The sequence below is a fragment of the Pectobacterium odoriferum genome, from assembly GCF_009931295.1.
GTDB lineage: Bacteria > Pseudomonadota > Gammaproteobacteria > Enterobacterales > Enterobacteriaceae > Pectobacterium > Pectobacterium odoriferum.
The window spans coordinates 920360-943052 of record NZ_CP034938.1 but is presented as its reverse complement, the minus strand read 5'-3'; the positions used below and the strand labels follow the sequence as shown (position 1 = coordinate 943052).

General features: G+C 49.9%; 27 protein-coding genes and 2 pseudogenes. 14 read left to right on the top strand and 15 right to left on the bottom strand.

Going from position 1 to position 22693, the window contains the following annotated elements:
- Positions 1 to 121: 121 nt before the first annotated feature.
- The 6 genes from EO763_RS04240 (at position 122) to EO763_RS04215 (ending at position 6632) form a co-directional block, all read left to right on the top strand.
- Positions 122 to 1087, top strand: coding sequence for an alpha/beta hydrolase (locus EO763_RS04240; RefSeq protein ID WP_161528189.1), 966 nt, complete (start codon positions 122 to 124; stop codon positions 1085 to 1087).
- A 530-nt stretch (positions 1088 to 1617) separates the two neighbouring features.
- On the top strand, positions 1618 to 2316 hold the full coding sequence (locus EO763_RS04235; protein WP_161528188.1) for a 4Fe-4S dicluster domain-containing protein: 699 nt from the start codon (positions 1618 to 1620) through the stop codon (positions 2314 to 2316).
- On the top strand, positions 2309 to 3271 hold the full coding sequence (nrfD, locus tag EO763_RS04230) for a cytochrome c nitrite reductase subunit NrfD (RefSeq protein WP_161528187.1): 963 nt from the start codon (positions 2309 to 2311) through the stop codon (positions 3269 to 3271). Before EO763_RS04235 ends, nrfD begins: the two co-directional genes overlap by 8 nt.
- Positions 3272 to 4648: an MFS transporter gene (locus EO763_RS04225; protein WP_161528186.1), complete on the top strand. Its 1377-nt coding sequence runs from the start codon at positions 3272 to 3274 to the stop codon at positions 4646 to 4648.
- Positions 4649 to 4713: 65 nt separating this feature from the next.
- Positions 4714 to 5061, top strand: coding sequence for an FMN-binding protein (locus tag EO763_RS04220; protein WP_161528185.1), 348 nt, complete (start codon positions 4714 to 4716; stop codon positions 5059 to 5061).
- Positions 5062 to 5102: 41 nt separating this feature from the next.
- Complete coding sequence (locus tag EO763_RS04215; RefSeq protein WP_010305892.1) at positions 5103 to 6632, top strand: FAD-dependent oxidoreductase; 1530 nt, start codon at positions 5103 to 5105, stop codon at positions 6630 to 6632.
- A 160-nt stretch (positions 6633 to 6792) separates the two neighbouring features.
- Here EO763_RS04215 and alkB read toward each other — a convergent pair whose 3' ends face one another.
- Both alkB and EO763_RS04205 read right to left on the bottom strand, forming a co-directional pair.
- Positions 6793 to 7449: a DNA oxidative demethylase AlkB gene (gene alkB, locus EO763_RS04210; RefSeq protein ID WP_161528184.1), complete on the bottom strand. Its 657-nt coding sequence runs from the start codon at positions 7447 to 7449 to the stop codon at positions 6793 to 6795.
- A 129-nt stretch (positions 7450 to 7578) separates the two neighbouring features.
- Positions 7579 to 8034, bottom strand: coding sequence for an Lrp/AsnC family transcriptional regulator (locus tag EO763_RS04205; RefSeq protein ID WP_039494072.1), 456 nt, complete (start codon positions 8032 to 8034; stop codon positions 7579 to 7581).
- A 208-nt stretch (positions 8035 to 8242) separates the two neighbouring features.
- Between EO763_RS04205 and EO763_RS04200 the strand changes: the two genes are divergently transcribed.
- The gene (locus tag EO763_RS04200; protein ID WP_161528183.1) at positions 8243 to 9097 is read left to right on the top strand and encodes an EamA family transporter; all 855 of its coding nucleotides are present in this window, start codon (positions 8243 to 8245) and stop codon (positions 9095 to 9097) included.
- A gap of 237 nt (positions 9098 to 9334) precedes the next feature.
- Here the strand turns inward: EO763_RS04200 and EO763_RS04190 are convergent, their stop codons facing one another.
- Positions 9335 to 9802: a multidrug/biocide efflux PACE transporter gene (locus EO763_RS04190; RefSeq protein ID WP_161528182.1), complete on the bottom strand. Its 468-nt coding sequence runs from the start codon at positions 9800 to 9802 to the stop codon at positions 9335 to 9337.
- 179 nt (positions 9803 to 9981) lie between these two features.
- On the opposite strand from EO763_RS04190, the gene EO763_RS04185 reads away from it, so the two are divergent.
- Positions 9982 to 10860 (top strand): LysR family transcriptional regulator, encoded by an 879-nt coding sequence (locus EO763_RS04185; RefSeq protein ID WP_161528181.1) that lies wholly within the window; start codon positions 9982 to 9984, stop codon positions 10858 to 10860.
- A 42-nt stretch (positions 10861 to 10902) separates the two neighbouring features.
- Here EO763_RS04185 and EO763_RS04180 read toward each other — a convergent pair whose 3' ends face one another.
- Positions 10903 to 11169, bottom strand: coding sequence for a colicin immunity domain-containing protein (locus EO763_RS04180; RefSeq protein ID WP_161528180.1), 267 nt, complete (start codon positions 11167 to 11169; stop codon positions 10903 to 10905).
- A gap of 192 nt (positions 11170 to 11361) precedes the next feature.
- Here EO763_RS04180 and EO763_RS04175 point away from each other — a divergent pair, with 192 nt between their 5' ends.
- Positions 11362 to 11640 (top strand): hypothetical protein, encoded by a 279-nt coding sequence (locus tag EO763_RS04175; RefSeq protein ID WP_161530336.1) that lies wholly within the window; start codon positions 11362 to 11364, stop codon positions 11638 to 11640.
- A 43-nt stretch (positions 11641 to 11683) separates the two neighbouring features.
- Here the strand turns inward: EO763_RS04175 and EO763_RS04170 are convergent, their stop codons facing one another.
- Positions 11684 to 12046 carry a hypothetical protein gene (locus EO763_RS04170; protein ID WP_161528179.1) on the bottom strand — a complete coding sequence of 121 codons (363 nt, stop codon included), beginning with the start codon at positions 12044 to 12046 and terminating at the stop codon, positions 11684 to 11686.
- 9 nt (positions 12047 to 12055) lie between these two features.
- Complete coding sequence (locus EO763_RS23870; RefSeq protein WP_425281361.1) at positions 12056 to 12235, bottom strand: CdiA C-terminal domain-containing protein; 180 nt, start codon at positions 12233 to 12235, stop codon at positions 12056 to 12058.
- Between the two features lie 88 nt (positions 12236 to 12323).
- Between EO763_RS23870 and EO763_RS04160 the strand changes: the two are divergent.
- A pseudogene (locus EO763_RS04160) lies at positions 12324 to 13293 on the top strand (IS5 family transposase).
- A gap of 160 nt (positions 13294 to 13453) precedes the next feature.
- On the opposite strand, the gene EO763_RS04155 reads toward EO763_RS04160, so the two are convergent.
- Both EO763_RS04155 and EO763_RS23370 read right to left on the bottom strand, forming a co-directional pair.
- The gene (locus EO763_RS04155) at positions 13454 to 13891 is read right to left on the bottom strand and encodes a hypothetical protein (protein WP_161528177.1); all 438 of its coding nucleotides are present in this window, start codon (positions 13889 to 13891) and stop codon (positions 13454 to 13456) included.
- Positions 13891 to 14631: an S-type pyocin domain-containing protein gene (locus tag EO763_RS23370; protein ID WP_244322055.1), complete on the bottom strand. Its 741-nt coding sequence runs from the start codon at positions 14629 to 14631 to the stop codon at positions 13891 to 13893. Before EO763_RS23370 ends, EO763_RS04155 begins: the two co-directional genes overlap by 1 nt.
- Between EO763_RS23370 and EO763_RS04140 the strand changes: the two genes are divergently transcribed.
- Entirely contained in the window at positions 14625 to 15002 is a 378-nt protein-coding gene (locus tag EO763_RS04140; protein WP_244322054.1) for a SymE family type I addiction module toxin, read from the top strand. The two genes, EO763_RS23370 and EO763_RS04140, sit on opposite strands and share 7 nt — an antisense overlap.
- A gap of 55 nt (positions 15003 to 15057) precedes the next feature.
- On the opposite strand, the gene EO763_RS04135 is transcribed toward EO763_RS04140, so the two are convergent.
- The 4 genes and pseudogenes from EO763_RS04135 to EO763_RS23860 form a co-directional block, all read right to left on the bottom strand.
- Positions 15058 to 15342, bottom strand: coding sequence for a hypothetical protein (locus tag EO763_RS04135; protein ID WP_161528175.1), 285 nt, complete (start codon positions 15340 to 15342; stop codon positions 15058 to 15060).
- The gene (locus EO763_RS23865; RefSeq protein ID WP_482811984.1) at positions 15326 to 15940 is read right to left on the bottom strand and encodes a hypothetical protein; all 615 of its coding nucleotides are present in this window, start codon (positions 15938 to 15940) and stop codon (positions 15326 to 15328) included. The genes EO763_RS04135 and EO763_RS23865 overlap by 17 nt, the downstream gene beginning before the upstream one ends.
- Positions 15929 to 16057 (bottom strand): annotated as a pseudogene (locus tag EO763_RS24005) (VENN motif pre-toxin domain-containing protein); the annotation flags it as partial. The pseudogene EO763_RS24005 and the gene EO763_RS23865, both read right to left, overlap by 12 nt.
- Positions 16005 to 16244 carry a hypothetical protein gene (locus EO763_RS23860; RefSeq protein ID WP_244322052.1) on the bottom strand — a complete coding sequence of 80 codons (240 nt, stop codon included), beginning with the start codon at positions 16242 to 16244 and terminating at the stop codon, positions 16005 to 16007. The gene EO763_RS23860 and the pseudogene EO763_RS24005, both read right to left, overlap by 53 nt.
- A gap of 11 nt (positions 16245 to 16255) precedes the next feature.
- Here EO763_RS23860 and EO763_RS23855 point away from each other — a divergent pair, with 11 nt between their 5' ends.
- Complete coding sequence (locus EO763_RS23855) at positions 16256 to 16342, top strand: type I toxin-antitoxin system SymE family toxin (RefSeq protein ID WP_161530333.1); 87 nt, start codon at positions 16256 to 16258, stop codon at positions 16340 to 16342.
- 246 nt (positions 16343 to 16588) lie between these two features.
- Here the strand turns inward: EO763_RS23855 and EO763_RS23230 are convergent, their stop codons facing one another.
- Positions 16589 to 16813 carry a hypothetical protein gene (locus EO763_RS23230; protein WP_167521822.1) on the bottom strand — a complete coding sequence of 75 codons (225 nt, stop codon included), beginning with the start codon at positions 16811 to 16813 and terminating at the stop codon, positions 16589 to 16591.
- Between the two features lie 14 nt (positions 16814 to 16827).
- Positions 16828 to 18333, bottom strand: a complete 1506-nt coding sequence (locus EO763_RS23365; protein ID WP_208851982.1) for an S-type pyocin domain-containing protein — start codon at positions 18331 to 18333, stop codon at positions 16828 to 16830.
- Between the two features lie 663 nt (positions 18334 to 18996).
- Here EO763_RS23365 and fumA point away from each other — a divergent pair.
- Together fumA and EO763_RS23740 are read left to right on the top strand one after the other, a co-directional pair.
- Positions 18997 to 20640 (top strand): class I fumarate hydratase FumA, encoded by a 1644-nt coding sequence (fumA, locus tag EO763_RS04105; protein WP_044208020.1) that lies wholly within the window; start codon positions 18997 to 18999, stop codon positions 20638 to 20640.
- A 62-nt stretch (positions 20641 to 20702) separates the two neighbouring features.
- Positions 20703 to 20834 (top strand): hypothetical protein, encoded by a 132-nt coding sequence (locus tag EO763_RS23740; protein ID WP_258013199.1) that lies wholly within the window; start codon positions 20703 to 20705, stop codon positions 20832 to 20834.
- Between the two features lie 202 nt (positions 20835 to 21036).
- Here the strand turns inward: EO763_RS23740 and norR are convergent, their stop codons facing one another.
- The gene (gene norR / locus EO763_RS04100) at positions 21037 to 22587 is read right to left on the bottom strand and encodes a nitric oxide reductase transcriptional regulator NorR (RefSeq protein WP_161528174.1); all 1551 of its coding nucleotides are present in this window, start codon (positions 22585 to 22587) and stop codon (positions 21037 to 21039) included.
- Between the last annotated feature and the right edge of the window lie 106 nt (positions 22588 to 22693).

Genomic DNA, 22693 nt, shown 5'->3' with positions numbered 1-22693 from the left:
TTATTAGTTTAAGACAGAGCACTCCATATTAATAAATATTTATTAATGTTATTTTTACAAACTCAACATAGTTCTTCACAAACCTCACTAATTTACATACTTCTAACAAAGGACTGAAAGTATGCACTATCCGAAAACAGCAAAAATAGTATTAGCATCGCTGACGCTGATAGGTTCAACCGCCATCAATGCGTCACAGAACCAACATGAAATCACCGTCAAGCAAGAAACGGCGTCAGTGAAGTTAATCTCCGATGTCGTTTACTCTCAGGTATCGGTGCAAGGCTATCCTAACGTCGCATTAAAAATGGATATTCTTCAGCCCGAAGCGAAAAAAGCGCTTCCCGTCGTACTATTCATTACCGGTGGTGGATTCGTTAATGCCAATAAAGATAATTACCTGCAACAGCGCCTTAACCTTGCCGAAGCCGGGTATGTGGTTGCCAGTATGGAATATCGTGTCGCTCCCATCGTGCTTTTTCCCTCTCCGCTGGAAGATGTCAAATCCGCCATTCGTTATCTGCGCGCTAATGCGAAAAAATTCGGTATTGACGGGCAACATACTGCTGTTTTCGGCGCTTCTGCGGGAGGGTATTTGGCAGCATTTGCCGGCACGACAAATGGTTCAAAGGACTATGACAAAGGCGATAATCTCGATCAAAGCAGTGATGTTCAGGCCGTGATTGATTTCTATGGCTTATCCGACCTGACGCTCGTTGGTGAAGGTTTTCCTGATGATATCGTCCAGAAACACGCATCGCCTTCTTCGACAGAGGCTATCTGGGTCAATGGCACGTCGGTATTTAATGAAGGAGGCGCAATCACCCGCTACCCTGAAAAAGCTGCCGCCGCTAACCCTATTAACTTTATCAGCAGCGCGACGCCTCCATTCCTGATTATGCACGGCACGAACGATACCAATGTTTCTCCACGCCAAACCGAGAGGCTGCATCAAGCACTGACAGAGAAAAAGATCGAATCGACCTACTACAGCGTTAAAGGAGCAGGTCACGGTGGGCCACATTGGCTGCAACCGGAAATTATGAAAATTACCGTGCGCTTTCTTGATAAGCACCTAAAACCCTAATACTTTATTACCATCGATAGAATAGATTTTTCATTATTATGTTGCATAAACGTTAGTGTAAAATAAGCACTAACGTTTTTATTTGTTGCAAAAAAAGAGACCTATTCATTCATCACCCTGTTTATCCTCGCCTAAAAGACTCGTAATCTGATACAAATCAATTCGTCACATTCATCGTTCTCTGAAAAATAACCTGATAAAAAACCATAGCAGAAACGCATTTCCCTAAAAGGAGAAACTTATAAAAAATCATCTTCTAAATAAATAGCACAACAAAAATGACATTTATAACAAATCGGTATTTGTTATATACGGTTATACAAAAAAATAAACGTGACCAACCGCACACTTAACCTTTAATCCCCATGTTCCAATAAAACCATAATAACAACGTGGCCTAGTTATTATTTTCATCGTAATAATGAAGCATTACTCCCAATTAGCGCCACACTGCGAAATGTTAACGCTATTGCTGGATTAATAATATCTAGCGCTCGCGCGGCTATCACCCCAATGTGAAGATTTATAATATGGAAGATTTATCTCGCCGTCGTTTTATTGCCTATATGGGAAGTGCGATTGCCGTTAGTGGGCATATCGGTCTCGTACAAGCGCAAAATGAGCCAGAAAAAACGCCGGGTAAAGTAGCCATTAAATATGGCTTATTACATAACGAAATGCGTTGTATTGGATGCAAAGCCTGTATCAAGGCCTGCAAAGAGACGAATAGCGTTCCTGATGGCGTAACCCGGCTGGACATACTGCAAACCGTCGACATTCCTGCCGTCGAGAAAACGCGCGCCATCAAGCAATTTTTCCGTAAGTCCTGCCAGCACTGTGAGAATCCGCCCTGTGTTGCCGTCTGCCCGACCGGAGCCTCCTTCAAAGACGCGCTCACCGGCATTGTTGATGTGAACGATAAACGCTGCGTGGGCTGCCGCTACTGTATTGCCGCCTGTCCTTACCATGTGCGTTTCATCAATCCCGTCACGAAAACGGCGGACAAATGCAATTTTTGCCGGGAAACCAATCTGGCCGCCGGGAAACAGCCTGCCTGCGTCGAAATCTGCCCCACCAAAGCGTTGGTATTTGGCGATCTCAACGATCCTGAAAGCAACATTGCCAAGATGATCGAGAGCAATGCGACCTACCGCTCCAAGGTTTATCTGGGCACCGAACCCCAACTCTATCGTATTCCAGGGAAACGAGGAGCCATCGACAATGCATAATGCCTTCACGTTCGACACGCTGGTATGGGATTGGCCCATCGCCGTTTATCTTCTTCTGGTTGGTATTTCGGCGGGAATGGTGTCGCTGTCTCTGCTCATCAGGCACTACGTTCCTACCGAATATCACGGCAGTAATCGCGTCATCAAAGCCACGGCTATCGTCGCACCGCTCGCCGTGATCCTCGGGCTGGGAATTCTGATTTTACACCTGACCAAACCCTTTACCTTTTGGTATTTGATGGTCTTTTACAACCCGACCTCCATCATGTCGCTTGGTGTGATGCTCTTTCAGGTGTATTTCGTCGTGATGCTGTTATGGCTCATCACGCTTTATCATGATGGGTGGCTGACGCAGCTTGAGACCGTCTGGCACCAGCCCGCACTGTCTGCGCGAGCGCGTAAGTTGACGGCGATGATCGTCAAAAAGGCGGCGGTGATTGAAAACGTGTTGCTGGTGCTGGCAGTCCTGCTCGGCTGCTATACCGGCTTTCTACTGTCCGCGCTGAAATCGTTCCCGCTGTTGAATAACCCCGTTCTGCCCGTGCTGTTTCTGGTATCCGGCACCACCTCCGGTATTGCCGTCATGCTGCTGGCCAGCGCGTGGGGCCGTAATACGCAAGGGAATTCACGCTCCCTGCATTTCATTCACCGCATGGAAACCCCTGTGGTATATGCCGAACTGTTCCTGCTGCTAGCGTTTTTTGTTGGGCTGCTGCTTGGCGGCGGGCAAAAGGTTGTCGCCGCACAAACCGCACTGTCGGGTTTCTGGGGCGGCGTATTCTGGATCGGCATTATCGGCATCGGTATTGTGATTCCCGCCATTGCCAACCGAGTACGCAAGCCCTCTTCCCACGCCAGCAAAGGCCAGTTGATTACGTTAGCCGTCATGAGCCTGTTCGGCGTGTTCCTACTACGACTGTTCGTGCTTTATGCCGGACAAATGACGGTGGCCTGAATGAATTCGTCATGGGTCTTATTCTGGATTGCTTCTGCCACCTTTTTCATGCAATCCCTGGATACCACCATGGTGTATGTCGCCATTCCCGCCATCGCGCAATCGCTGCACCAGCCCGTATTGCATATGGAAACGATCGTGATTTCCTACGTCGTCACGGTCGTTGCGTTTACGCCGGCCAATAGCTGGCTGGCAGGACGACTTGGGGAAAGGAAAACCTACCAGATTGCGATTGCCATTTTCACGCTCGGCTCGCTGCTGTGCATGACGGCAACCACACTCGGCAGCTTAAGCGTGTTCCGCTTTATTCAAGGCATCGGCGGTGCGCTCATGCTGCCTATCATCAGAACCGTCATCTTGCGCACCACGCCGCAGAAGCTGAAATTACGCTTCCTGAATCGGGTGACCTTGTTGGGGTTATTCGGTACCCTGATCGGCCCCGTTTTCGGCAATATTCTGGTTAGTTTTCTCTCGTGGCAGGCTATTTTCCTCGTGAATATCCCGCTGGCTTTACTCTGCTTTTTTCTGGCAACCAGATATATTCCTGTTGCTGCCATAAAAGAGACAACCCAAACGGGTGCCTATGAGGTCGTTTTTCCCATTTTGATGTTATTTCTCGTGGCCTTCATGTTAACCACCGCCACGAAAAATATATTGCCAACGTTCGTCATGTTATTCCTGTCTTGCAGCACGCTAGGCTTGGTGTTTATTTACTACCGACAGCATCTCATTGCAGATACCGCATTATTTCCTCGCGCCTTATTTGGCATCAGAACCTTTTCTGTCGGCGTAATTGGCGGCATCGCGACGCGAACGCTATTGGCGTCAACGCCCGTCGTACTTTCATTAATGCTGCAAACGACGCTGGCCTGTAAACCTGCGGAAACCAGCCTGATTCTGCTGCTTTTTTCCAGCGGTGCACTACTGTCAAAACTGCTGTTCGAGCCATTGGTCAAGCGTATTGGCTACCGTCGGCTATTGATGCTGACAACCAGCGTAACGTCGCTGTGTATCCTCGCCTTGAGTCTTGCCGTGCAAGAGAAATCGATGCTGCTCATCGGCATCATCGCCATGATGTTAGGCGTACTGATTTCGACCTTATATTCAGCAGAAAGCACGTTGGCGTTTAGCAACCTAAATAACAGCACGTACCACAGCGGTAATAATCTGCTAACCATTAGCCAATTACTTTCCGTGATGCTCAGTATGACGCTGACATTTCCGATATTACGTTTTCTTTCTCAGTTTGAAATCCTCTTCAACCTTAACCCTTTCAGCCTGTTGTTTTTATTACTCGGTATTGGTTTACCCCTTTGCTGCCTGATATTCAAGCCCCTCAATAACGACGACGGTTATCACTTTATTCATGGGAGATAGCTTTATTTATGGGAAATAACGTGGCTATTCACCGTATTCATTCAAAAACTACTGGAACTATTAATATGAAAATCTGCTTAGGAATCCTTCCACTCTGCCTGTTATTCACAATGGGAACCGCGGTCGCACAAGAAGGGAATTTTAAAGCTGGCACCTACTCCGCTGCCAGACAGGGTATCGGCGGCGATGTCACCGTCACGCTTGATATCGATGCGCAGGGGAAAGTCCTCAAATCGACAATTGATGCCCCGGAAGAGACACCTGAAGTCGGCGGGGAAGCCGCCATAGAACTCGCAAAAGCCATGACCGAAAAGCAGAGCATCCAGGTTGATGGCGTGTCCGGTGCCACGATGACCAGTGGCGCGGTGCAAGAAGCCGCAGAAGACGCGTACTCGCAGGCTAAGGCGAATTAATACCGTGTGGTAAGAATACTAATAACATTAAGGAAAACATCATGAAACGCTTCAGAAAAAGTGTACTCGCGACGCTCTGCCTCTCGATGATGAGCTGGTCTACCGCACAGGCGGCGGACGCGGCAAAACCGGAAATCCCGAAAAGCGCGGATATCGTTATTATCGGCGCGGGTGCGGCAGGCACGTCGGCCACGATGGCCGCCGCAGAAAAAGGGGCGAAAATCGTCTTATTGGAAAAACAACCGATAGTTGGCGGTACGGGTAACTTTGCCGAAGGCATCTTCGCCGCCAACAGCAGCATGCAGAAACGTCAGGGGATTGTGGTCACGCCGGATATGGCCTTTAAGACCATCATGGAGTACAGCCATTGGATGGCCAATCCCTTCGTGGTACGCGCCTTCGTCAACCGTTCAGCGGACACCATTGAGTGGGTGAAATCGAAAGGCATCAAGTTTGAATACATCGGCCCCGGCGGCCCTGGCGGCATGCTGACCTGGCATGTGATCGACGGCCCCGGCCACGGACGCCACCTGATTAAGACATTCCACGAGCAGTTTAAAACGATGGATGTCACGACGCTGGTGAAGACGGCGGGTAAAGATCTGGTCGTGAAAGACGGCAAAGTCACAGGCGTCATCGCACAAGATAGCGAAGGCAACACCGTCCAGATCGACGCCAAGGCCGTCATCATCGCGACTGGCGGCTATGCCAACAACAAAGAGATGCTGCAAAAATACGCCGCCTTCCCCGATACCATTATGGTGGGTAACGTCGGTAAAGACGGCGACGGCATTAATATGGCCTGGAAAGCCGGTGCCAAGCCGGACGGTTTGGGTCTCCTGCAAGCCTATCGCCCCGGCCTGCCAGACTACGCCCCGAACTCTCACCTGCTGGCCGCCGCGCGTCAGCCCTATCTGTGGGTTGACCAACACGGCCGTCGCTTTACCGATGAATCCAACGTCATCATCTGGCCACATTCCGGCAATGCGCTGTCCAAAGCGGGCGGCATCATGTACTCCATTTTTGACGAAACATCCCGTAAGCATTACGTCGAAGACGGCATTGATGTGCCGATTGGTGAATGGGTGATCGCCAATACCAAGCTGACTAAATTTGATAGCGAATTTACCAAGGAAAGTCAGAAAAATCGCGGCTTCGTCTTCAAATCCGCCACCATTGACGGGCTGGCGAAAGAGATGGGCGTTGATGCCAGCGTGCTGAAGAATACGCTGGAAGAAAATAACAAATTTGCGACGCAAAAGCGGGATGAGGTGTTCAACAAAAACATGGATTACCTGCGCCCGGTAAAAACCGGCCCGTTCTATGCGGTGAGAATGCAGCCCGCCGCGCTGGGTACACTCGGCGGCGTGAAGATTGACGAGAAAATGCAGGCGATAGATAAATCCGGCGAGGTCATTCCGGGTCTGTACGTCACGGGTAATGATGCTGCTGGCATGTATGGCGACACCTATGACCTGCTGTTAGGCGGCGGCACATTTGGCTTTGCGCTCAACTCGGGTCGTATCGCAGCAGAAAGTGCGCTTGATTATATGAAGTTCAGCAAGAAATAAGCTCTGCCCTTAAGCCTGATGTCGATCGTTTGAGCATCGAGATACACGGGCGACCACAGGGGTGAGGCCTCCCTACGGGAACCTCCCCTTGTGTTCGGGCTTAAATGACCAGCATTATCTAAAGCAGCCTGTATTGCTCCATGCAGGCTGGTCATTCCTCTTATCCCGCTTTACGAAATGTCAGATTAAAACGGCATTCGTCAGACATCCCTTCCGGCACGCTGCCGCTTTTCAACGGCAGAATGCCGTGGAAATAGAGCCGAGATTCACCGCCCCAAACCACTACATCACCGTGTGTTAACGGAACACGCTGTGCTTTATCGCTACGTGCCATGCCGCCAAACAGGAACGTCGCGCTAAGCCCCAGCGAGACAGACACGATAGGCTGACGGAAATCCCGCTCGTTTTTATCCTGATGCAGAGACATGCGCGTGCCGACATCATAGCGGTTGATCAGGCAGGCATCCGGTTCAAAATCAGCAAAACCAGCTTCGCTCGCCGCCTGCTTCGCCAATTGAGAAAAAGCCTCAGGCATGGCAGGCCACGGCTCTCCGCTTAATGGATCCTGTGCGGTGTAGCGATAGCCGCGTTCATCCGTCACCCAGCCAAGCGGCCCGCAGTTGCTCATCGCCACCGACATCACAAAGCCGCCCGGCGTGACCATATTCCGCAACGGCGCACGCGCAGTGACGGCATTCAGCGCCGCAAGCAACGCTGGGGCATCGTCATAGGCGCGACCGCGCAGGATGACCGCACTCGGTGCCAACGTTTCCGTCCAGCGACGCGGCGCTTCGTCGGCAAATAAATCAAAATTCACACTGGCGAATCCTTGGGTGAATACGCAATCTGAAGCCGTGCATCGTTAGTCTCCACAGTGGGGGATGAAAGTATCCCCTTATAAATTTATGCCTACCGCGCACGTTTTATTGGGTTTTCGCTCATATCACTAGGGAATCAGCGGCGTTCCGCCAATATGTTTCATCACGAGGGTCGTGGAGGTTTCTGCGACACAGGGTATCCCCTGAAGCACGGTAGGGACAAAGTCCGCCAGCGTGTCCATATCCTTTACCCATACCCTCAGCATGTAATCACTCTCTCCAGTCACAAGCATGCATTCGGTTACTTCCTTCATGCCTGTTACCGCGTTCACAAACTCGCGATGCGCTTCGGGGTTTGGACGTGACAATTTAACCGAAATGAGAACGCAAATTCCCAGACCAAGTGCACCGGGATTCAGCTTTACGGAATACCCTTCGATCACCCCAGCCATTTCCATCTGCCGTATACGTCTTCCACAGGGTGTAGGCGAAAGCCCGATGCGTTCTGCCACCTCTGCCGTCGTCATTCTGCCATTGTTGACCAAGGCCGCAAGGATGCGGCGATCGATAGCGTCTAGTTTCATGCTTGGCCGTTTCCTTCAAAAAAAAATCTAATTTGCCGCTTTACGCCAATTTTAATGGTTTCCATGAAGATGTTTGCACACATCCCTCACCCTGTCATTGGTAAAATTTACGCATTAACGATCCCTATGATGGCGGCAAAAACGATAGACGTTTTTTTTGCGTATGTGCCGCTTTATTTCTTTTTTAGCTAAAAATAGCGACACCATAATGAATAAATCTACTCACCTGCCGCTACTGGCGGTTTTTGTTTCGCTTATTTCGATCCAGACTGGCGCGGCTTTTGCCAAAAGCGCCTTTTCCGTGGTGGGGCCACTTGGCATGTCGGCACTAAGAGTGGGTATCGCCATGCTGTTGCTCACTGTTGTATTTAAACCTTGGACATTACGGACTGACAAAAAGGGGTGGAGTACCCTCGCCACCTACGGCGTGATGATGGGGGCAATGAACATCCTCATCTATATGTCATTCCAATACATTCCCGTGGGCATTGCCATTTCAATTGAAGTATTGGGGCCACTCACCGTCGCAGTGCTAGCCTCACGCCAAAAATCAGATTTGGCATGGATCGGCTTTGCTCTTATTGGACTTCTACTACTGCCGCTAGGCGGTCAGAACGGCCCCCTCGATCCACGCGGAATTGCCTACGTCATCGCCGCTGCTTTTTGCTGGGGAATTTATGTCCGGGTTGGTGGCAAGGCGGCAGAATTTGGTAGTCGTGGCGTTGCAGCTGGCACAGTCTTTGCGTCGCTTTTTATCGTACCCATCGGTATTTACCAGGGCGGTTTTGCACTTTTAATTCCCGATATTTTCATGCTCGGTTTTTTAATTGCCATTATGTCGAGTGCACTACCGTTTTTACTGGATATTTATGCGCTGCGCCGCTTATCCAGCAACACCTTTGGAATTCTGATGAGCGCATCGCCCGCTGTCAGTGCGTTATCTGGATTTTTTATATTAGGCGAAAAACTCAGCCTTGCTCAATGTAGCGGCATACTGGCAATTACCGCTGCCTGTATGGGAGCAACGCTTTGTGCACAATCGAAGAGGGAGCAAAATAAATGAATAAAAAACAAAAAATTCATTGTGATGGCAACGATGATAACAGTATGTCATACCCGCTGAGCCAGCCAGTTCGAATAGATCGGCGATTGTCGCCATCAGACAGCGCCACACCGAGAACTTTACCCTATGCTTACCTCATGGTATTTGTGACGAGCGCTTGAGCTACCGGCGTATCAGAGCTTTAAGCTGACACACCGGTAACGCGCAGAGTTAACACAGACAAGTAACGTAGACGAATTAGCGCAGACGAGAACTGGCCGATACCTGCTGAACGTCGCGGCGGTTCACAATCCGTTCCCGCAGTGTATCGTAGGCCCAGTTATACACCACGGTGTACGGCAGGAAGAACAGGAAGAAGCCGATCTCCACCATCAGCGCCTGCCACAGCGTGACGTTCAGCATCCACGCCGCCAGCGGCAGACCAATCAGGATAAAACCGCCTTCAAACCCCAGCGCGTGAGCAATACGAATCGGTAACCGACGCTTAACGCGATCCGCCGGCCATAGGCGATCGAATATCGAGTTGTAGATCATATTCCAGATCATCGCGACGCTGGAGAGCATAATTGCCAGTGCGCCCATATCGAAGAGCGGCTTATTCAGCAGCCAGGCACCCGCTGGCGCACAGATCGTCAACGCGATGAGCTCAAAGCCCACCGCATGGTACACACGCTCACGTAAGGTTTTACTGGTTTTGTTCTGCATAGCACATTCACTTTATTTATTGCGAGTTACTGGTCAATTTTCGCCATGACCATGGATGGCATCGTATTACAGCCTTATTTTCATCGTATAAGGTGGTAGAGTACAGTTAGATTCCATCGATAAAACCGATACATCTGTCATATTGTCCTGAATTCGAATTATTTAGGGTATAGATAACAATGCGATATTCACCAGAATCCCTGCTGGCTTTTGTTACCACCGTTGATGCGGGCTCGTTTTCCGCCGCCGCCCGACGATTGCATAAAAGCCAGTCCACCATCAGCGCGGCCATCGCTAATCTGGAAGCCGATCTGGGGCTGATGCTGTTTGATCGCTCCGGTCACCAGCCTGTGCTCACGCTGGCGGGCAGAAAAGTGCTTTCCCACGTACAGGCGATCTTATCCGCCAGCGAAGAGTTGGATGAGCTGGCGATCCGTCTGGCCGACCACATCGAACCCCGCCTGACGTTTGTGTTGTCTGATATCTGGCAAGCAACCCACTACGAACCCGTGCTTCAGCGTTTCGCCCATCACTTTCCCGATATTGAATTTGAATGCCTGATTGCGGAAGGTGATGACGTGATCGACCTGCTGCAAATGAACCGTGCGCATGTCGGGTTACTACGCGCCCAAACGGATTACCCGCCCGACATTGCCGCCGCGCGTTTGCAGGTTAAGACCGAAATGGCCATCTTTGTGTCGGCAGCGCACCCGCTCGCAACGGAAAAAACCGTAACGCGCAGCCAGTTGGCGACAATCCGTCAGCTCTATCTCAATACCTATAAACGCAGCGTTCGGCTGCAACCGGAAGGGATCGTCTGGTCTGCGCCGTCCTACCTGATGCTGTTGGAAATGGCGCAGCAGGGGCACGGCTGGAGCATTCTGCCACGCTGGCTGGTGGCGCAATATGACCAGCGGAAACTGGTGGAGCTGCCTGTCGCGGGCTGGCCACAGTGGATTGACGTGGACGTTGTCTGGTCCAAACCCCACCCACCCGGCCCAGCGGGGCTGTGGATGATCGACAATCTCCTTGCCCAGCAAGAGAGTACGCCACCATAACCGTCGCAATGACACAGAATGATGTACAGGGTCTCAAAAATGTCAAAGAAGATTGAATTTCTCCAATGTGGCTTTGACTTCCTTTCGCAATCCCACTTCGTCGAGTTCATAATCCGCACGATCGGTGTCAGGATTATAAAGCTCTGCAACCATGAATAACTCCTCTCCGCAATTCAAAATATCTTTAGGTTGGTCTTTCACCCCGTATAGAGCTCTTCTTTCAATACATATATCCTCAGAAAATTTTAAAGCAGTGGTTTTCTGATTTAAAAAGCCCTTAGCTAGCGCTATTATTGCCAATTTATTCATAAGTCACCTGTTTGTAAATAAATTCGACCATTGTCGGCATCAGGATTGATTTTCCATCCAGACAAGAAATTTCCATCCTCTTTGAGAATAACAACGTTCATTGATTTGGGATTGAAATACATTTTCTAACCTTCGGTAAGTGTCAAGGTAGTTGGCACCCCCGGTTTATTTAGGCTGCCTGTTTTTCCCGGTCTGGGTTTTACTCCCAGCACACCCTTGCAGCTCACGCTCCGGCCAGATGGGCTGTGGATCACCCCAGTCACCGATGCGGCCACCAAGAACACATTGTGCGAAGCCAGCCAACAGCGGCAAGATTTGGGCGCAGATTGGGTACGGGAGAACGACGAGGTGATTATCGCCGGAGATTGGATCACCGAATCCGGCATTACCAACGCGGAACAATTTGAGGTGACCGCTGCGCCTAGTGTGCTCAGGTTGCAACTGCGGGAAGTGGATGTTTTCAAAGCGTAAAAAGTAAACATCCCGGCCAACTGGCCGGGATTTATAACAAGATCTAGATTAGATCTTCACCATTTAAAAGCACAATAATATTTTCCTCCCCTAACTCTTTCCTGAGCATATCTGCTACTTCAGAAGTGTTCAACTCAGGGAAGGATTTATCATTGACTGATATCATAAAATATGACTTCGGTTCTTCAAGGCCAAACTCTTCCGCTATTAGTAGATCTGTTTCCTTTTTATATTTGTCAACTCGATCCTCAATAAATTTTAATTGTTCATGAGTTAACACTTCATCAGCAGCATACATAAGATATGACTGCTCAAATAAATAACCATAATTTAACTTAATGACATCTAGTTTAGGCTGCAATGACTCAACACCTAACTTGGTATAACATGTGATATCAATTGCCATCCCATTCTCCTACTTGATTTTTATTGGCTTACCTGATTGATCTATAACAATAATTCTATCCAATCCTTTAACAGGCCAATCACTAAATTGTTTCTGTAAATCACTAACACTTGCCTTTGTATCCGCTAGATTAATAACAACACTATTTGTTTGCCCTTTTTCAACCTTTTTCTCTACTTCTCTCCATATATTTCTAATATTTCCAGAACTTGGAGCATAGTTGTCGAAAATTTCACCATCAATTTGGCTTTGTTGAATAAATCGAACTTTTGCTGAGTTGAAGGATCAGATCACGCACTTTCCCGACAACACAGACCGTTTCCGTGACAAAGCAAAAGTTCAGAATCACCAACTGGAAGACCTACAACAAAGCCCTCATCAACCGTGGCTCCCTCACTTTATGGCTGGACGATGAGGCGATTCAGGCCTGGTATGAGTCAGCAACGCCTTCATCCCGCGGAAGACCTCAGCGCTATTCAGATCTTGCCATCACGACTGTCCTGGTGATTAAACGTCTATTCCGGCTGACCCTGCGGGCTGCGCAGGGTTTTATTGATTCTATTTTTGCCATGATGAACGTTCCGTTGCGTTGTCCGGATTACACCAGTGTCAGTAAGCGGGCAAAGTCGGTTCATGTCAGTTTCAAAACGCCCACCTGGGGTGAAATTGCCCATCTGGTGATTGATTCCACCGGGCTTAAGGTCTTCGGTGAAGGCGAGTGGAAAGTCAAAAAACACGGCAAAGAGCGCCGTCGTATCTGGCGAAAGCTGCATCTGGCCGTTGACAGCAAAACACATGAGGTCATCTGTGCCGACCTGTCGCTAAACAACGTCACGGACTCAGAGGCTTTCCCCGGATTAATCCGGCAGACCCACCGAAAAATCAGGTCAGCCGCTGTAGATGGTGCTTACGACACCCGGTTATGTCACGATGAACTGCGGCGTAAGAAAATCAGTGCTCTCATCCCGCCGAGAAAAGGCGCAGGTTACTGGCCCGGAGAGTACAGAGATCGTCATCGTGCAGTAGCGAATCAGCGTCTGAGCGGAAGCAATGCGCGGTGGAAATGGGCAACAGATTACAACCGTCGCTCGATAGCGGAAACGGCGATGTACAGGATAAAACAGTTGTTGGGTGGTTCACTGACGCTGCGTGATTACGATGGCCAGGTAGCAGAGGCTTTGGCCATGGTGCGGGCGTTAAACAAAATGACGAAGGCGGGTATGCCTGAAAGCGTGCGCATTGCCTGAAAACCCAGTCGGCTACAGAGACATTCGCCCTGAGTCTGATTTATTCAACAAAGCCCGGTTATTGTCGCTGTGGAGCGAGGGCAGTTGACTATAAGACCTGTGATAGTGGAATGAACAACTGATAAAAATAAATATCCCGCCACAAGGGCAGGATATTTTACTATTCAAGAGTTGTTATTTCTGCATCTGAAGATAAAACATTATCTGGTAACACATGAAGAATATTCTTTATCACATCAGGGAGATTGCTATAGCTTATTCCTTTATTCGGCCTAGCGATCAACTTATAAGTACCATCATCTTTAACATCATGACTAAAAAGTCCTCGTTCAGCCATATCAATAAACGATTTTAAATACCTATTACGTTGAGCCTCATTTGAAAAACTGGGTAAGTTGTCGCCAACAATCTCAATTTCAGATGTTTTATCAAAAGCATAAAAGTAATCATAAATTACTTCATAATTTTCTGTCGAACTCTTCACCGATTCAGGGACTATACCTTTCCCACCAGTTGCAAAGTGAGCAATATAGCCATCCTGATAAGCTGAAAACCAATCTAAATCATTGGACTCAAGAAACTCTTCATCCATTTCCATTATTCTGCTCCAAACATATTGGTACAATTTTCACAACGAGGAACAACCTCACCTGTTCTCGGGCGAACAGCCGGAGTGAACTGAATATCTTTAAGTTTTAAGTTGGGGTTGCTCAGAAGCAATTCATTAGCGGCCCTAAATTCGGCACAACGACCTAAGGTATTACCGCACGCAGTTTTTACTCCTAAACCGCCAAGCTTATCTGCATAGGATTGCAATTCAGGAGCTATTGTAGTTGGAATAGCTCCATTTGATGTAGTCACTATTTTACCAGTGATAGGATCTACAGCGCCTATAGCGGTAGCAGGTTTATATTTACTTCCTGCCAACGATTCGACGTACAGATCTAACTGTTTACTAGCATCTGAAACGAGGTTGCTATTTGTTGTCGTCCCTTTTTCCGCATTACCACCCAGATTACTCAACACCACATACACCGGCTCCACACCGGTCCCTGCCGCATCCGGACTCCAGTAGATAAAATCCTGTAGCCCTTTGTGGTCATCGACCGGTGTCGTGGTCACCGTGATGCTTTCCACTGGGGTAATATCCGTCCCCGTGTGTTTCGGTGTGACTGGCGCTGGCTCATCATTGCCTGTACTGGATGACTTGGCAGGAGGTGCCACCGGATTAATCAGAATAGTACGCTCCGGTTCACCCGCAACGGACGGCACCCTGATACGGTTCAGACCGGTGGCCTCGTCACGCTCTGCCATCAACACCCGTACCGCTTTTGGCACCCCATCGCCCGTTTTCAGCAGTTCCAGCGCCAGTTGACCAACACGATAAAGCCGCAGAACTAAAAACCCGCCGTTATACCGTGGGTTACATTCGCGACTGGCAGACTCACGAACCCGCACCAACTATTACGCTGAAGGGCTACTGGCTGGAAGATGCGGGGTTTACAACCGTTACACCACTGAAGATCCGCGTGATGCAGGGCAGCCTGGTGCTCACCGCACAAGAACCACTTCTGGCACCGTCGCCAGAGCCGGAGATTATGCAGACACTGAAGAAGGTCTGTAAGCTCTCGGGCCGCAAGCAACAACAGATCCTTGAGTTTATCGAGGTAATTTCAGCTAAACGGCCATCTGCGAGGAAGTGGGGCTGAGGGCTGGCTGACAGGTAAAAAAACCCCGGCGCAGGTGGCCGGGTTCTTTTGTTATCTAGGATGGGTATTTTTCTGATATATAACGCATTATTGCAGATATATTTTTTAAGTTATAACCCATCAGTTTGTTCGCATTCTGAGCTTGACGTAGCGTGTCATAATCATCCTCTAGTTGACCTATATCTAGTTGATTTGGCTCATTATAAGGGTCATATATAAACTCCGAGGGTATATTCCAATAAAAATCTGCTGTTAAAGGAATGCTACTCATACCCTTTTTCTTCATTTCACTAAATATGTCACTTATTGCCTTTTCGAGTAAATCAAGATCCACATGCATATTTAACCCTTACCATTTTTATTTCATTTATATTCTTATTAAGCGTCTTAATCTCATTTTCAAGATGACGAATTCTTCCTTCGATTATCCTTTGTCTAACCGCATCGCTCGGGGCATTCTGAAGATGGCATTGATTATCAAACGCATCGGGGTTGTGCTTATACGCAGCTAATTTTTCTTCATGAGCTCTGATTTGCTCTTCCAGAGATTTAATAGACCTTTTATCCGAAGTGCTTAGTTCTTTATCTCGCGCACTTTGCTCATCCTCTGGCCCCCAACCGCCCGGCGTACCTGAACCCGTTCCACCCAGTTCTTTCTTCTGCTCATCCGTCAGATCCTTGCCTATATTCGGGTTCGAAGCTGCATCCGGTGCATATTTATCCTGAAGCGAATTGAGATACTTCTCAGTGATCTCGTTGGTGCCCATCATCTGTAACATAATTAGATGATCCAGTTCATCGGACGTTATCTTATCTGCCACGTCCTTGAGAGCCGCTCCAGCGAGACCCACAATACCTGCCTTGGCACCGATCTCCAGTAACTGCTCTGCAACCTTGTTACGGCATGATGCAGCGACTCCACAGACTTTCAGCGCCAACGACAGCGCATTATTCTCCACCGCATTGCGCCCAGACTGCGCGCCGCTGGCAGCAGACGCCGTGCTATTGCCTGCAAGGCCGGCCGCCAGCGTTGAGAGGGCGCTGACTGACTGCTGTACGTACGATATCCATCACCTGCGCGCCGATTTCACCAATCAGCTGCGCCTGTTTCAGGCGTTTTTGCTCTTTCTCTTTGTTAAAGATCGGGCTGAGCGCGTTGTTCGCGTGCTCAACGTCACGACTCAGCGTAGTGATATCCTGCACCTGCATCGCCGTATCCCGCAACAACAGACTGCAAGCCATCTAGGAACTGGCTGGAAGCTGCGGGGTTTGGGAGCGATACACTGGTTATTGTCGCTGTGGAGCAGGGGCAACTGGTTATTCGACCTGTGACTGACTAACGAATAAAGAAAAACCCCAGTTCAACATATGAGTTGGGGTTTTCTTTTCTATTTAGGATGGGATTTTATTTATAAATTCTTCCAGTACCTTTTTTACAGGAGGTTTAGATTTCATCATTAATAATTTAGCTCTGGTCAGAAATTGTTCTTTAGTCTCCAGACTCAGATCTGATAAATTCAGACTTCTCAACGTATCAATGCAAGCAATAAATAAATCTTCATCTTCCGTATTGATTAGCTCTAAAATTATTTTAAGATGATATGAATTATGCCCCCCCCCAAACATTCAACAAGCCTTTTTTGCCAGAGCACTGGTTTATTTTCTAATTCACGAATCAATAACTGCCAATCATCATCACTAAATTGATTAAGCATTTCAATGGAGTCAACTATGGCACAATCATACCAATAATCTTCAGAGTCACCCTCATGACTAAAGTCTGATATACAAGAATTAAATACATTATACATACCTTATATCCTTTTCATTTTACAGGACCAAATCCCGGGGTTGGTTTGCCGCCTACAGGGTATCCTGCTGTTATTTCATTGCCTTTTATTATTACATCGATCTCCACCCCATTAATAGTTCCTCGATGCAGAGTTTCACCCGTTGAAAGCCGCTGACCAATAGCAGAGGAGTCTCCAACCTTGCGAATTGAATCTATAATATTTGCATCAGACCAGCTATCAGGAAAAACAGTACTAGTTTTTATCTTAGCTAGATTTCCGTCAGTAAATTTCGTTGTATATTTTATTAATTTTGTACCATCAGGGTTTGTTGCCATAACTTGTACAGCGTAATTTGGATTTGCATCATTAATATTTGGAGAATGCCCACCAATTATCTTATTGGAGCCACTAATACGATGCCCTGCTAAAATCTTAGTTTCCATTTCTGAAGTTAATATGGCAGTACTCGTCGTCCCTTTTGCCGCATTACCACCCAGATTACTCAACACCACATACACTGGCTCCACACCGGTCCCGTCTGCATCCGGACGCCAGTAGATAAAATCCTGTAGCCCTTTGTGGTCATCGACCGGTGTCGTGGTCACCGTGATGCTTTCCACTGGGGTAATATCCGTCCCCGTGTGTTTCGGTGTGACTGGCGCTGGCTCATCATTGCCTGTACTGGATGACTTGGCAGGAGGTGCCACCGGATTAATCAGAATAGTACGCTCCGGTTCACCCGCAACGGACGGCACCCTGATACGGTCCAGACCGGTGGCCTCGTCACGCTCTGCCACCAACACCCGCACCGCTTTTGGCACCCCATCGCCCGTTTTCAGCAATTCCAGCGCCAGTTGACCATTACGGTAAACCAGCGAACCCCGCACTGGCAAATCCACGCTTGTTGAACCTGGCGCGATTTTTACCCCATTCTGGCTCAGCAACTTCGCATTCAGCGCAAGCATCGCCTCCCGGTCACGCCCTGGTACTCTGTCGCTGCCTTGGCCTGCCGCAGCAGAAAACAGTAACGTCGAGGCCGCCGCCACCATTGGTCCCGCCGTACTGGCCGTCAGCAACGTCACCGCTCGGCTAATCGCCACTTTCAGTACACTGACAGCCTTTTCCCCCAGCAGCATCACGCCTCTACCCGCCACCGCAAACTGCATCCCCCATCGCCCACTGTTCAGCGCCATGACATCCGGCCTACCCAGCAGCCGCATCGCCGCCTCAAGCAATTCAGGCGTATACTTCGGAGCCGGCAGTAACCCGCTTAGCAGACTCACTGCCGCCCTCTTCTCATCCTCTGTAGCAAAACAAGCCGCCACACCGTATCCGTCGTTCCTGTCCATCACCCACACGGAGCCCAGTACACTGAGGCTCATCAGGTAACAGGCTTTTCCCTGTGATGCAAACTGGAACTTTCCGCCCCCCAAGTCAGTGACCAGCGGAGCCTGAGTGCTACCACCGGAAAGGGCAGTAATAACTTGTCCTCTGACATCATAAGGAACGCCTTCTTTGTAGTACGCAGGTTTTTTCATAACAACATCTGCTTATCATTCGCGCATAAAATACAGTATGCGTACACAGTAGGATAAATCTTGCACAAGTCACGCCTTTTTTAGGAAAAGCTAGATTCGCCAATATTCACTTGACTCGACTTACATATTAGGTTTAACAGACGTAACCAACTGCAAAAAATGCATGAAGTTGAAACCGAAAAACTGACGCGCCAGCAATTCACCTAGCCCCACGCACGAAAATGCGCTCAACATCATCGCTGAGCGTCTGTCGTTCTTTGCATGATGTAACCAAGGCTTCTCAATATCAGGGGCGTTCACATCGATACGGCTCAATAGCACAGCATATGTCAGCCGCTCCAGCGGTGTTGGAATCGTGCAGAAGAATTTTAGAGAGAGAAAAAACAGCGGTTTTCACAACCAGAACAAAAGGGAAAACCGATACATTTTTAATTAGTTACAAACGATTTCACCTTTCAGCACGCAGGATTCCTCATCCAGCGGATGAATACGTCTAAACGTACCAAAGTAGTACTTCCCGACAAAAAACCATACTATTATGGTGATTACTACTTTTGTATTCGAGACATCCCTGTAGTGCTGCGGTAATACGCCTTAATAATAAGATGCTGAATCCTATAAGGTGAAAATTTACTAATTGATGCAATTGCAAGTGAGAAAAAAATGTCGAATAAACCCTTCTATTACCAAGATCCATTTCCACTCAATAAAGATGACACCGAATATCGCCTGTTGAGCAGCGACTTTGTCTCTGTCGCACAGTTTGAAGGTCAGGACATCCTGAAGATCGAGCCAGCCGCGTTGACCCTTCTGGCCCAGCAAGCCTTCCACGATGCTTCTTTCATGCTCCGCCCCGCTCACCAGCAGCAAGTTGCCGATATTCTTCACGACCCGGAAGCCAGCGAAAACGACAAATACGTTGCCCTGCAATTCCTGCGCAACTCAGAGATTTCCGCCAAGGGTATTCTGCCAACCTGTCAGGATACCGGTACGGCGATCATCGTCGGTAAAAAAGGCCAGAATGTCTGGACTGGTGGTAACGATGCCGAAGCGCTGTCCAAAGGCGTGTACAACACGTTCGTTGAAGACAACCTGCGCTATTCGCAAAACGCTGCGCTGGATATGTACAAAGAGGTCAACACCGGCACCAACCTGCCCGCGCAGATTGACCTCTACAGTACCGAAGGCGAAGACTATAAATTCCTGTTCGTCACCAAAGGCGGCGGTTCAGCTAACAAAACCTACCTGTATCAGGAAACCAAAGCGCTGCTGACGCCGGGTAAACTGAAAAGCTTCCTGATCGAGAAAATGCGCTCGCTGGGCACCGCGGCCTGCCCGCCGTACCACATCGCGTTTGTCATTGGCGGCACCTCGGCAGAAACCACGCTGAAAACCGTTAAGCTGGCGTCGACCAAGTACTACGACGAACTGCCGACCGAAGGCAACGAGCACGGTCAGGCGTTCCGCGATGTCGCGCTGGAGCAGGAGATTCTGGAAGCCGCGCGCGATCTGGGTCTGGGCGCACAGTTTGGCGGGAAATACTTTGCACACGACGTGCGGATTATCCGCCTGCCGCGCCACGGTGCCTCTTGCCCCGTCGGTATGGGCGTGTCCTGTTCCGCTGACCGTAACATCAAAGGCAAGATCAACCGCAAGGGCGTCTGGCTGGAACAGTTAGAGCAGAATCCGGGCAAATATATCCCCGAACACCTGCGTGAAACGGGCGAAGGCGATGCAGTTAAAATCGACCTGAACCGTCCGATGGCCGAGATTCTGAAAACGCTGTCGCAGTATCCGGTATCCACCCGTCTTTCTCTGACTGGCACCATCATCGTGGGTCGTGACATTGCTCACGCCAAGCTGAAGGAACGTCTGGATAACGGCGAAGGCCTGCCGCAGTACATCAAAGATCACCCGATTTACTACGCGGGTCCGGCAAAAACGCCAGAAGGCTACCCGTCCGGCTCGTTAGGCCCGACCACCGCTGGCCGCATGGATTCCTACGTCGATTTACTGCAAGCCAACGGCGGCAGCATGATCATGCTAGCGAAGGGCAACCGCAGCCAGCAGGTGACCGACGCGTGCCATAAACACGGCGGCTTCTACCTCGGCAGCATCGGCGGCCCGGCAGCGATTCTGGCGCAGAACAGCATCAAGAGTCTGACCTGCGTCGAGTACCCTGAATTGGGTATGGAAGCTATCTGGAAAATCGAAGTCGAAGATTTCCCTGCCTTTATTCTGGTCGATGATAAGGGCAACGATTTCTTCCAGGTGATTCAGAGCGCCAAGTGCGTGAAATGCGGTTAAAGAAACTTTTACGTGATTAGAAGTTAGGCGATATTTCGTGTGCGATAACAATCGGTATTTTCATGCAGATTCTCCGCACGCACCCGACAAGGAGCAGCCAATCGCCGCTGCTCCTTGACCTCGGGCTTTTTGGCGGAACGGGGTCGCTACGCGATGCCTTCACCGCCAGAGGCTTCTTACCGGACCACCAGTGACGCGATGACTCGTCTCATAAATGAGACTCGCCCTTCGGGCCAGCACATGTGCTGTTCAAAAACGTCTCTGACGTTTTTGTCCGACGCGACACTGGTTTTCGCCGCATCCATGCGGCTCATCCGGAAAGCCTCTTTCGGTTCAGCCCCTTTTACGCCGCTAAAAATCAGCGATCCTTTTTATCTAAAAGTGATAGCAGTCGAATTAAAAAGCATCTCTTTTAATTTTTAACCGCTTTGCCAAACGGTGCAGGTTGCCGCTGTCCATTTCCAGCTCTCTGGCGCAGGATGACCAGTTGCCCTCATGACGTGCCAGCGTTTGTTGGATGATCCGACGCTGATAGTCGTCCGTTGCTTCTCGCAGCCCGCCGCTGATGAAATACGCTGGCTCTATCTCGATAGCATTCGACGATCCCGTGGCGGAATGAGCAGGTTGAGCGGGAAGTTCAAGATTGAAATGCTCACGCCCCAACAGCACCTCGCCCGATTCCTGCCCCGCTCTCGCCAGCACAGTGGCACGATAAATAGCGTGTTCCAGCTCGCGCACATTTCCCGGCCAGTCGTACTGTTCCAACAACGCGCCCGCGTCTGCCGTCAACGCAAGACGCGCCAGCCCAAGCTGCACGCGACTACGTTCACAGAAGAACCCCGCTAACAGCGCCACATCCTGACTGCGCTCGCGCAGCGGCGGTACGGAAAGCGGGAACACGCTCAAACGGTGGAACAAATCGGCACGGAAAGCGCCATCCAGCACCGCCTGCCGCAGATCGCGGTTAGTCGCCGCCAGCACGCGCACGTTCACTTTCAGACTACTGTCATCGCCCACGCGCTGGAGATCGCCATACTGCAATACGCGCAGCAGTTTCGCCTGTAGCGTCAGCGACAGTTCGCCAATCTCATCCAGAAACAGCGTACCGTTATCCGCCATCTCAAACTTGCCGGTTCGATGATGGATCGCTCCGGTAAACGCGCCCTTAACATGACCAAACAGCTCACTCTCCGCTACCGACTCCGGCAGCGCGGCGCAGTTCAGGTACACCAGAGGATGACTTGCCCGGCTGGAACCGCGATGAATCGCCCGCGCCACCAGCTCTTTACCGACGCCGGTTTCTCCCATGATCAGCACGTTCAGGTCGGAACCCGCGACGATATCAACCTCTTTCTTCAGCCGCTGCATCGGTTCCGACAGTCCAACCATTTCATCCACGCTTTCCGCCGCCGGACTTTCAGCACGCACTGGCGCGGGCAACTGCCGCTCAAGGCGTTCCATCAGCAGCGCGTTACTCAGCGCCGCCGCCGCCATCGCCCCCACTAGCCGCAGTTCTTCATCGCTAAAATGGTCGAACTGGCACGGATCCATACCGTCCACGGTCAGCGCGCCGATCAGGTTCTGATTGGCAAACAGCGGCAGGCCAACGCAGGCATGCACCTTAAGATCTTCCTGGCTGGGGATAAGACCGTCATACGGATCGGGAAGCTGGCTGTCCGCCGGAAAGCGCACCACGTCACCCGCGCGGGCAATCGCCTCCAAACGGGGATGATCGGACAGACGAAAGCGTCGCCCCAGTACGTCCGGCGCCAGACCGTCGATCGCCAACGGACGGAACAGCTGATTCTCGTAACGCAGCAGCGCCGAAGCATCGCAGCGCAGCAGCTGGCGCAGGCTGTTGATTAAGCGCTGGAAACGGTCCTGATTTGATAGCCCCATTTGCAGCTCGATAGCAATACGAGCAAGGGCGTTAATAGAGAGCGTCATGGTGTGTCCTAATGACAGAGATTGTGTCATTACGACAATAGAGAAACAATGTCATTTTGACAATCACGTTTTATTAAAACCATATAAATCAATATATTAAAAACTG

Coding starts and splice junctions, on each gene's coding strand:
- EO763_RS04240 (WP_161528189.1), top strand. CDS start 122: ATGCACTATCCGAAAACAGCAAAAATAGTATTAGCATCGCTGACGCTG.
- EO763_RS04235 (WP_161528188.1), top strand. CDS start 1,618: ATGGAAGATTTATCTCGCCGTCGTTTTATTGCCTATATGGGAAGTGCG.
- nrfD (WP_161528187.1), top strand. CDS start 2,309: ATGCATAATGCCTTCACGTTCGACACGCTGGTATGGGATTGGCCCATC.
- EO763_RS04225 (WP_161528186.1), top strand. CDS start 3,272: ATGAATTCGTCATGGGTCTTATTCTGGATTGCTTCTGCCACCTTTTTC.
- EO763_RS04220 (WP_161528185.1), top strand. CDS start 4,714: ATGAAAATCTGCTTAGGAATCCTTCCACTCTGCCTGTTATTCACAATG.
- EO763_RS04215 (WP_010305892.1), top strand. CDS start 5,103: ATGAAACGCTTCAGAAAAAGTGTACTCGCGACGCTCTGCCTCTCGATG.
- EO763_RS04205 (WP_039494072.1), bottom strand. CDS start 8,034: ATGAAACTAGACGCTATCGATCGCCGCATCCTTGCGGCCTTGGTCAAC.
- EO763_RS04200 (WP_161528183.1), top strand. CDS start 8,243: ATGAATAAATCTACTCACCTGCCGCTACTGGCGGTTTTTGTTTCGCTT.
- EO763_RS04190 (WP_161528182.1), bottom strand. CDS start 9,802: ATGCAGAACAAAACCAGTAAAACCTTACGTGAGCGTGTGTACCATGCG.
- EO763_RS04185 (WP_161528181.1), top strand. CDS start 9,982: ATGCGATATTCACCAGAATCCCTGCTGGCTTTTGTTACCACCGTTGAT.
- EO763_RS04180 (WP_161528180.1), bottom strand. CDS start 11,169: ATGAATAAATTGGCAATAATAGCGCTAGCTAAGGGCTTTTTAAATCAG.
- EO763_RS04170 (WP_161528179.1), bottom strand. CDS start 12,046: ATGGCAATTGATATCACATGTTATACCAAGTTAGGTGTTGAGTCATTG.
- EO763_RS04155 (WP_161528177.1), bottom strand. CDS start 13,891: ATGGAAATGGATGAAGAGTTTCTTGAGTCCAATGATTTAGATTGGTTT.
- EO763_RS04135 (WP_161528175.1), bottom strand. CDS start 15,342: ATGCATGTGGATCTTGATTTACTCGAAAAGGCAATAAGTGACATATTT.
- EO763_RS23860 (WP_244322052.1), bottom strand. CDS start 16,244: ATGGCTTGCAGTCTGTTGTTGCGGGATACGGCGATGCAGGTGCAGGAT.
- EO763_RS23230 (WP_167521822.1), bottom strand. CDS start 16,813: ATGTATAATGTATTTAATTCTTGTATATCAGACTTTAGTCATGAGGGT.
- EO763_RS23365 (WP_208851982.1), bottom strand. CDS start 18,333: ATGAAAAAACCTGCGTACTACAAAGAAGGCGTTCCTTATGATGTCAGA.
- fumA (WP_044208020.1), top strand. CDS start 18,997: ATGTCGAATAAACCCTTCTATTACCAAGATCCATTTCCACTCAATAAA.
- EO763_RS23740 (WP_258013199.1), top strand. CDS start 20,703: ATGCAGATTCTCCGCACGCACCCGACAAGGAGCAGCCAATCGCCGCTG.
- norR (WP_161528174.1), bottom strand. CDS start 22,587: ATGACGCTCTCTATTAACGCCCTTGCTCGTATTGCTATCGAGCTGCAA.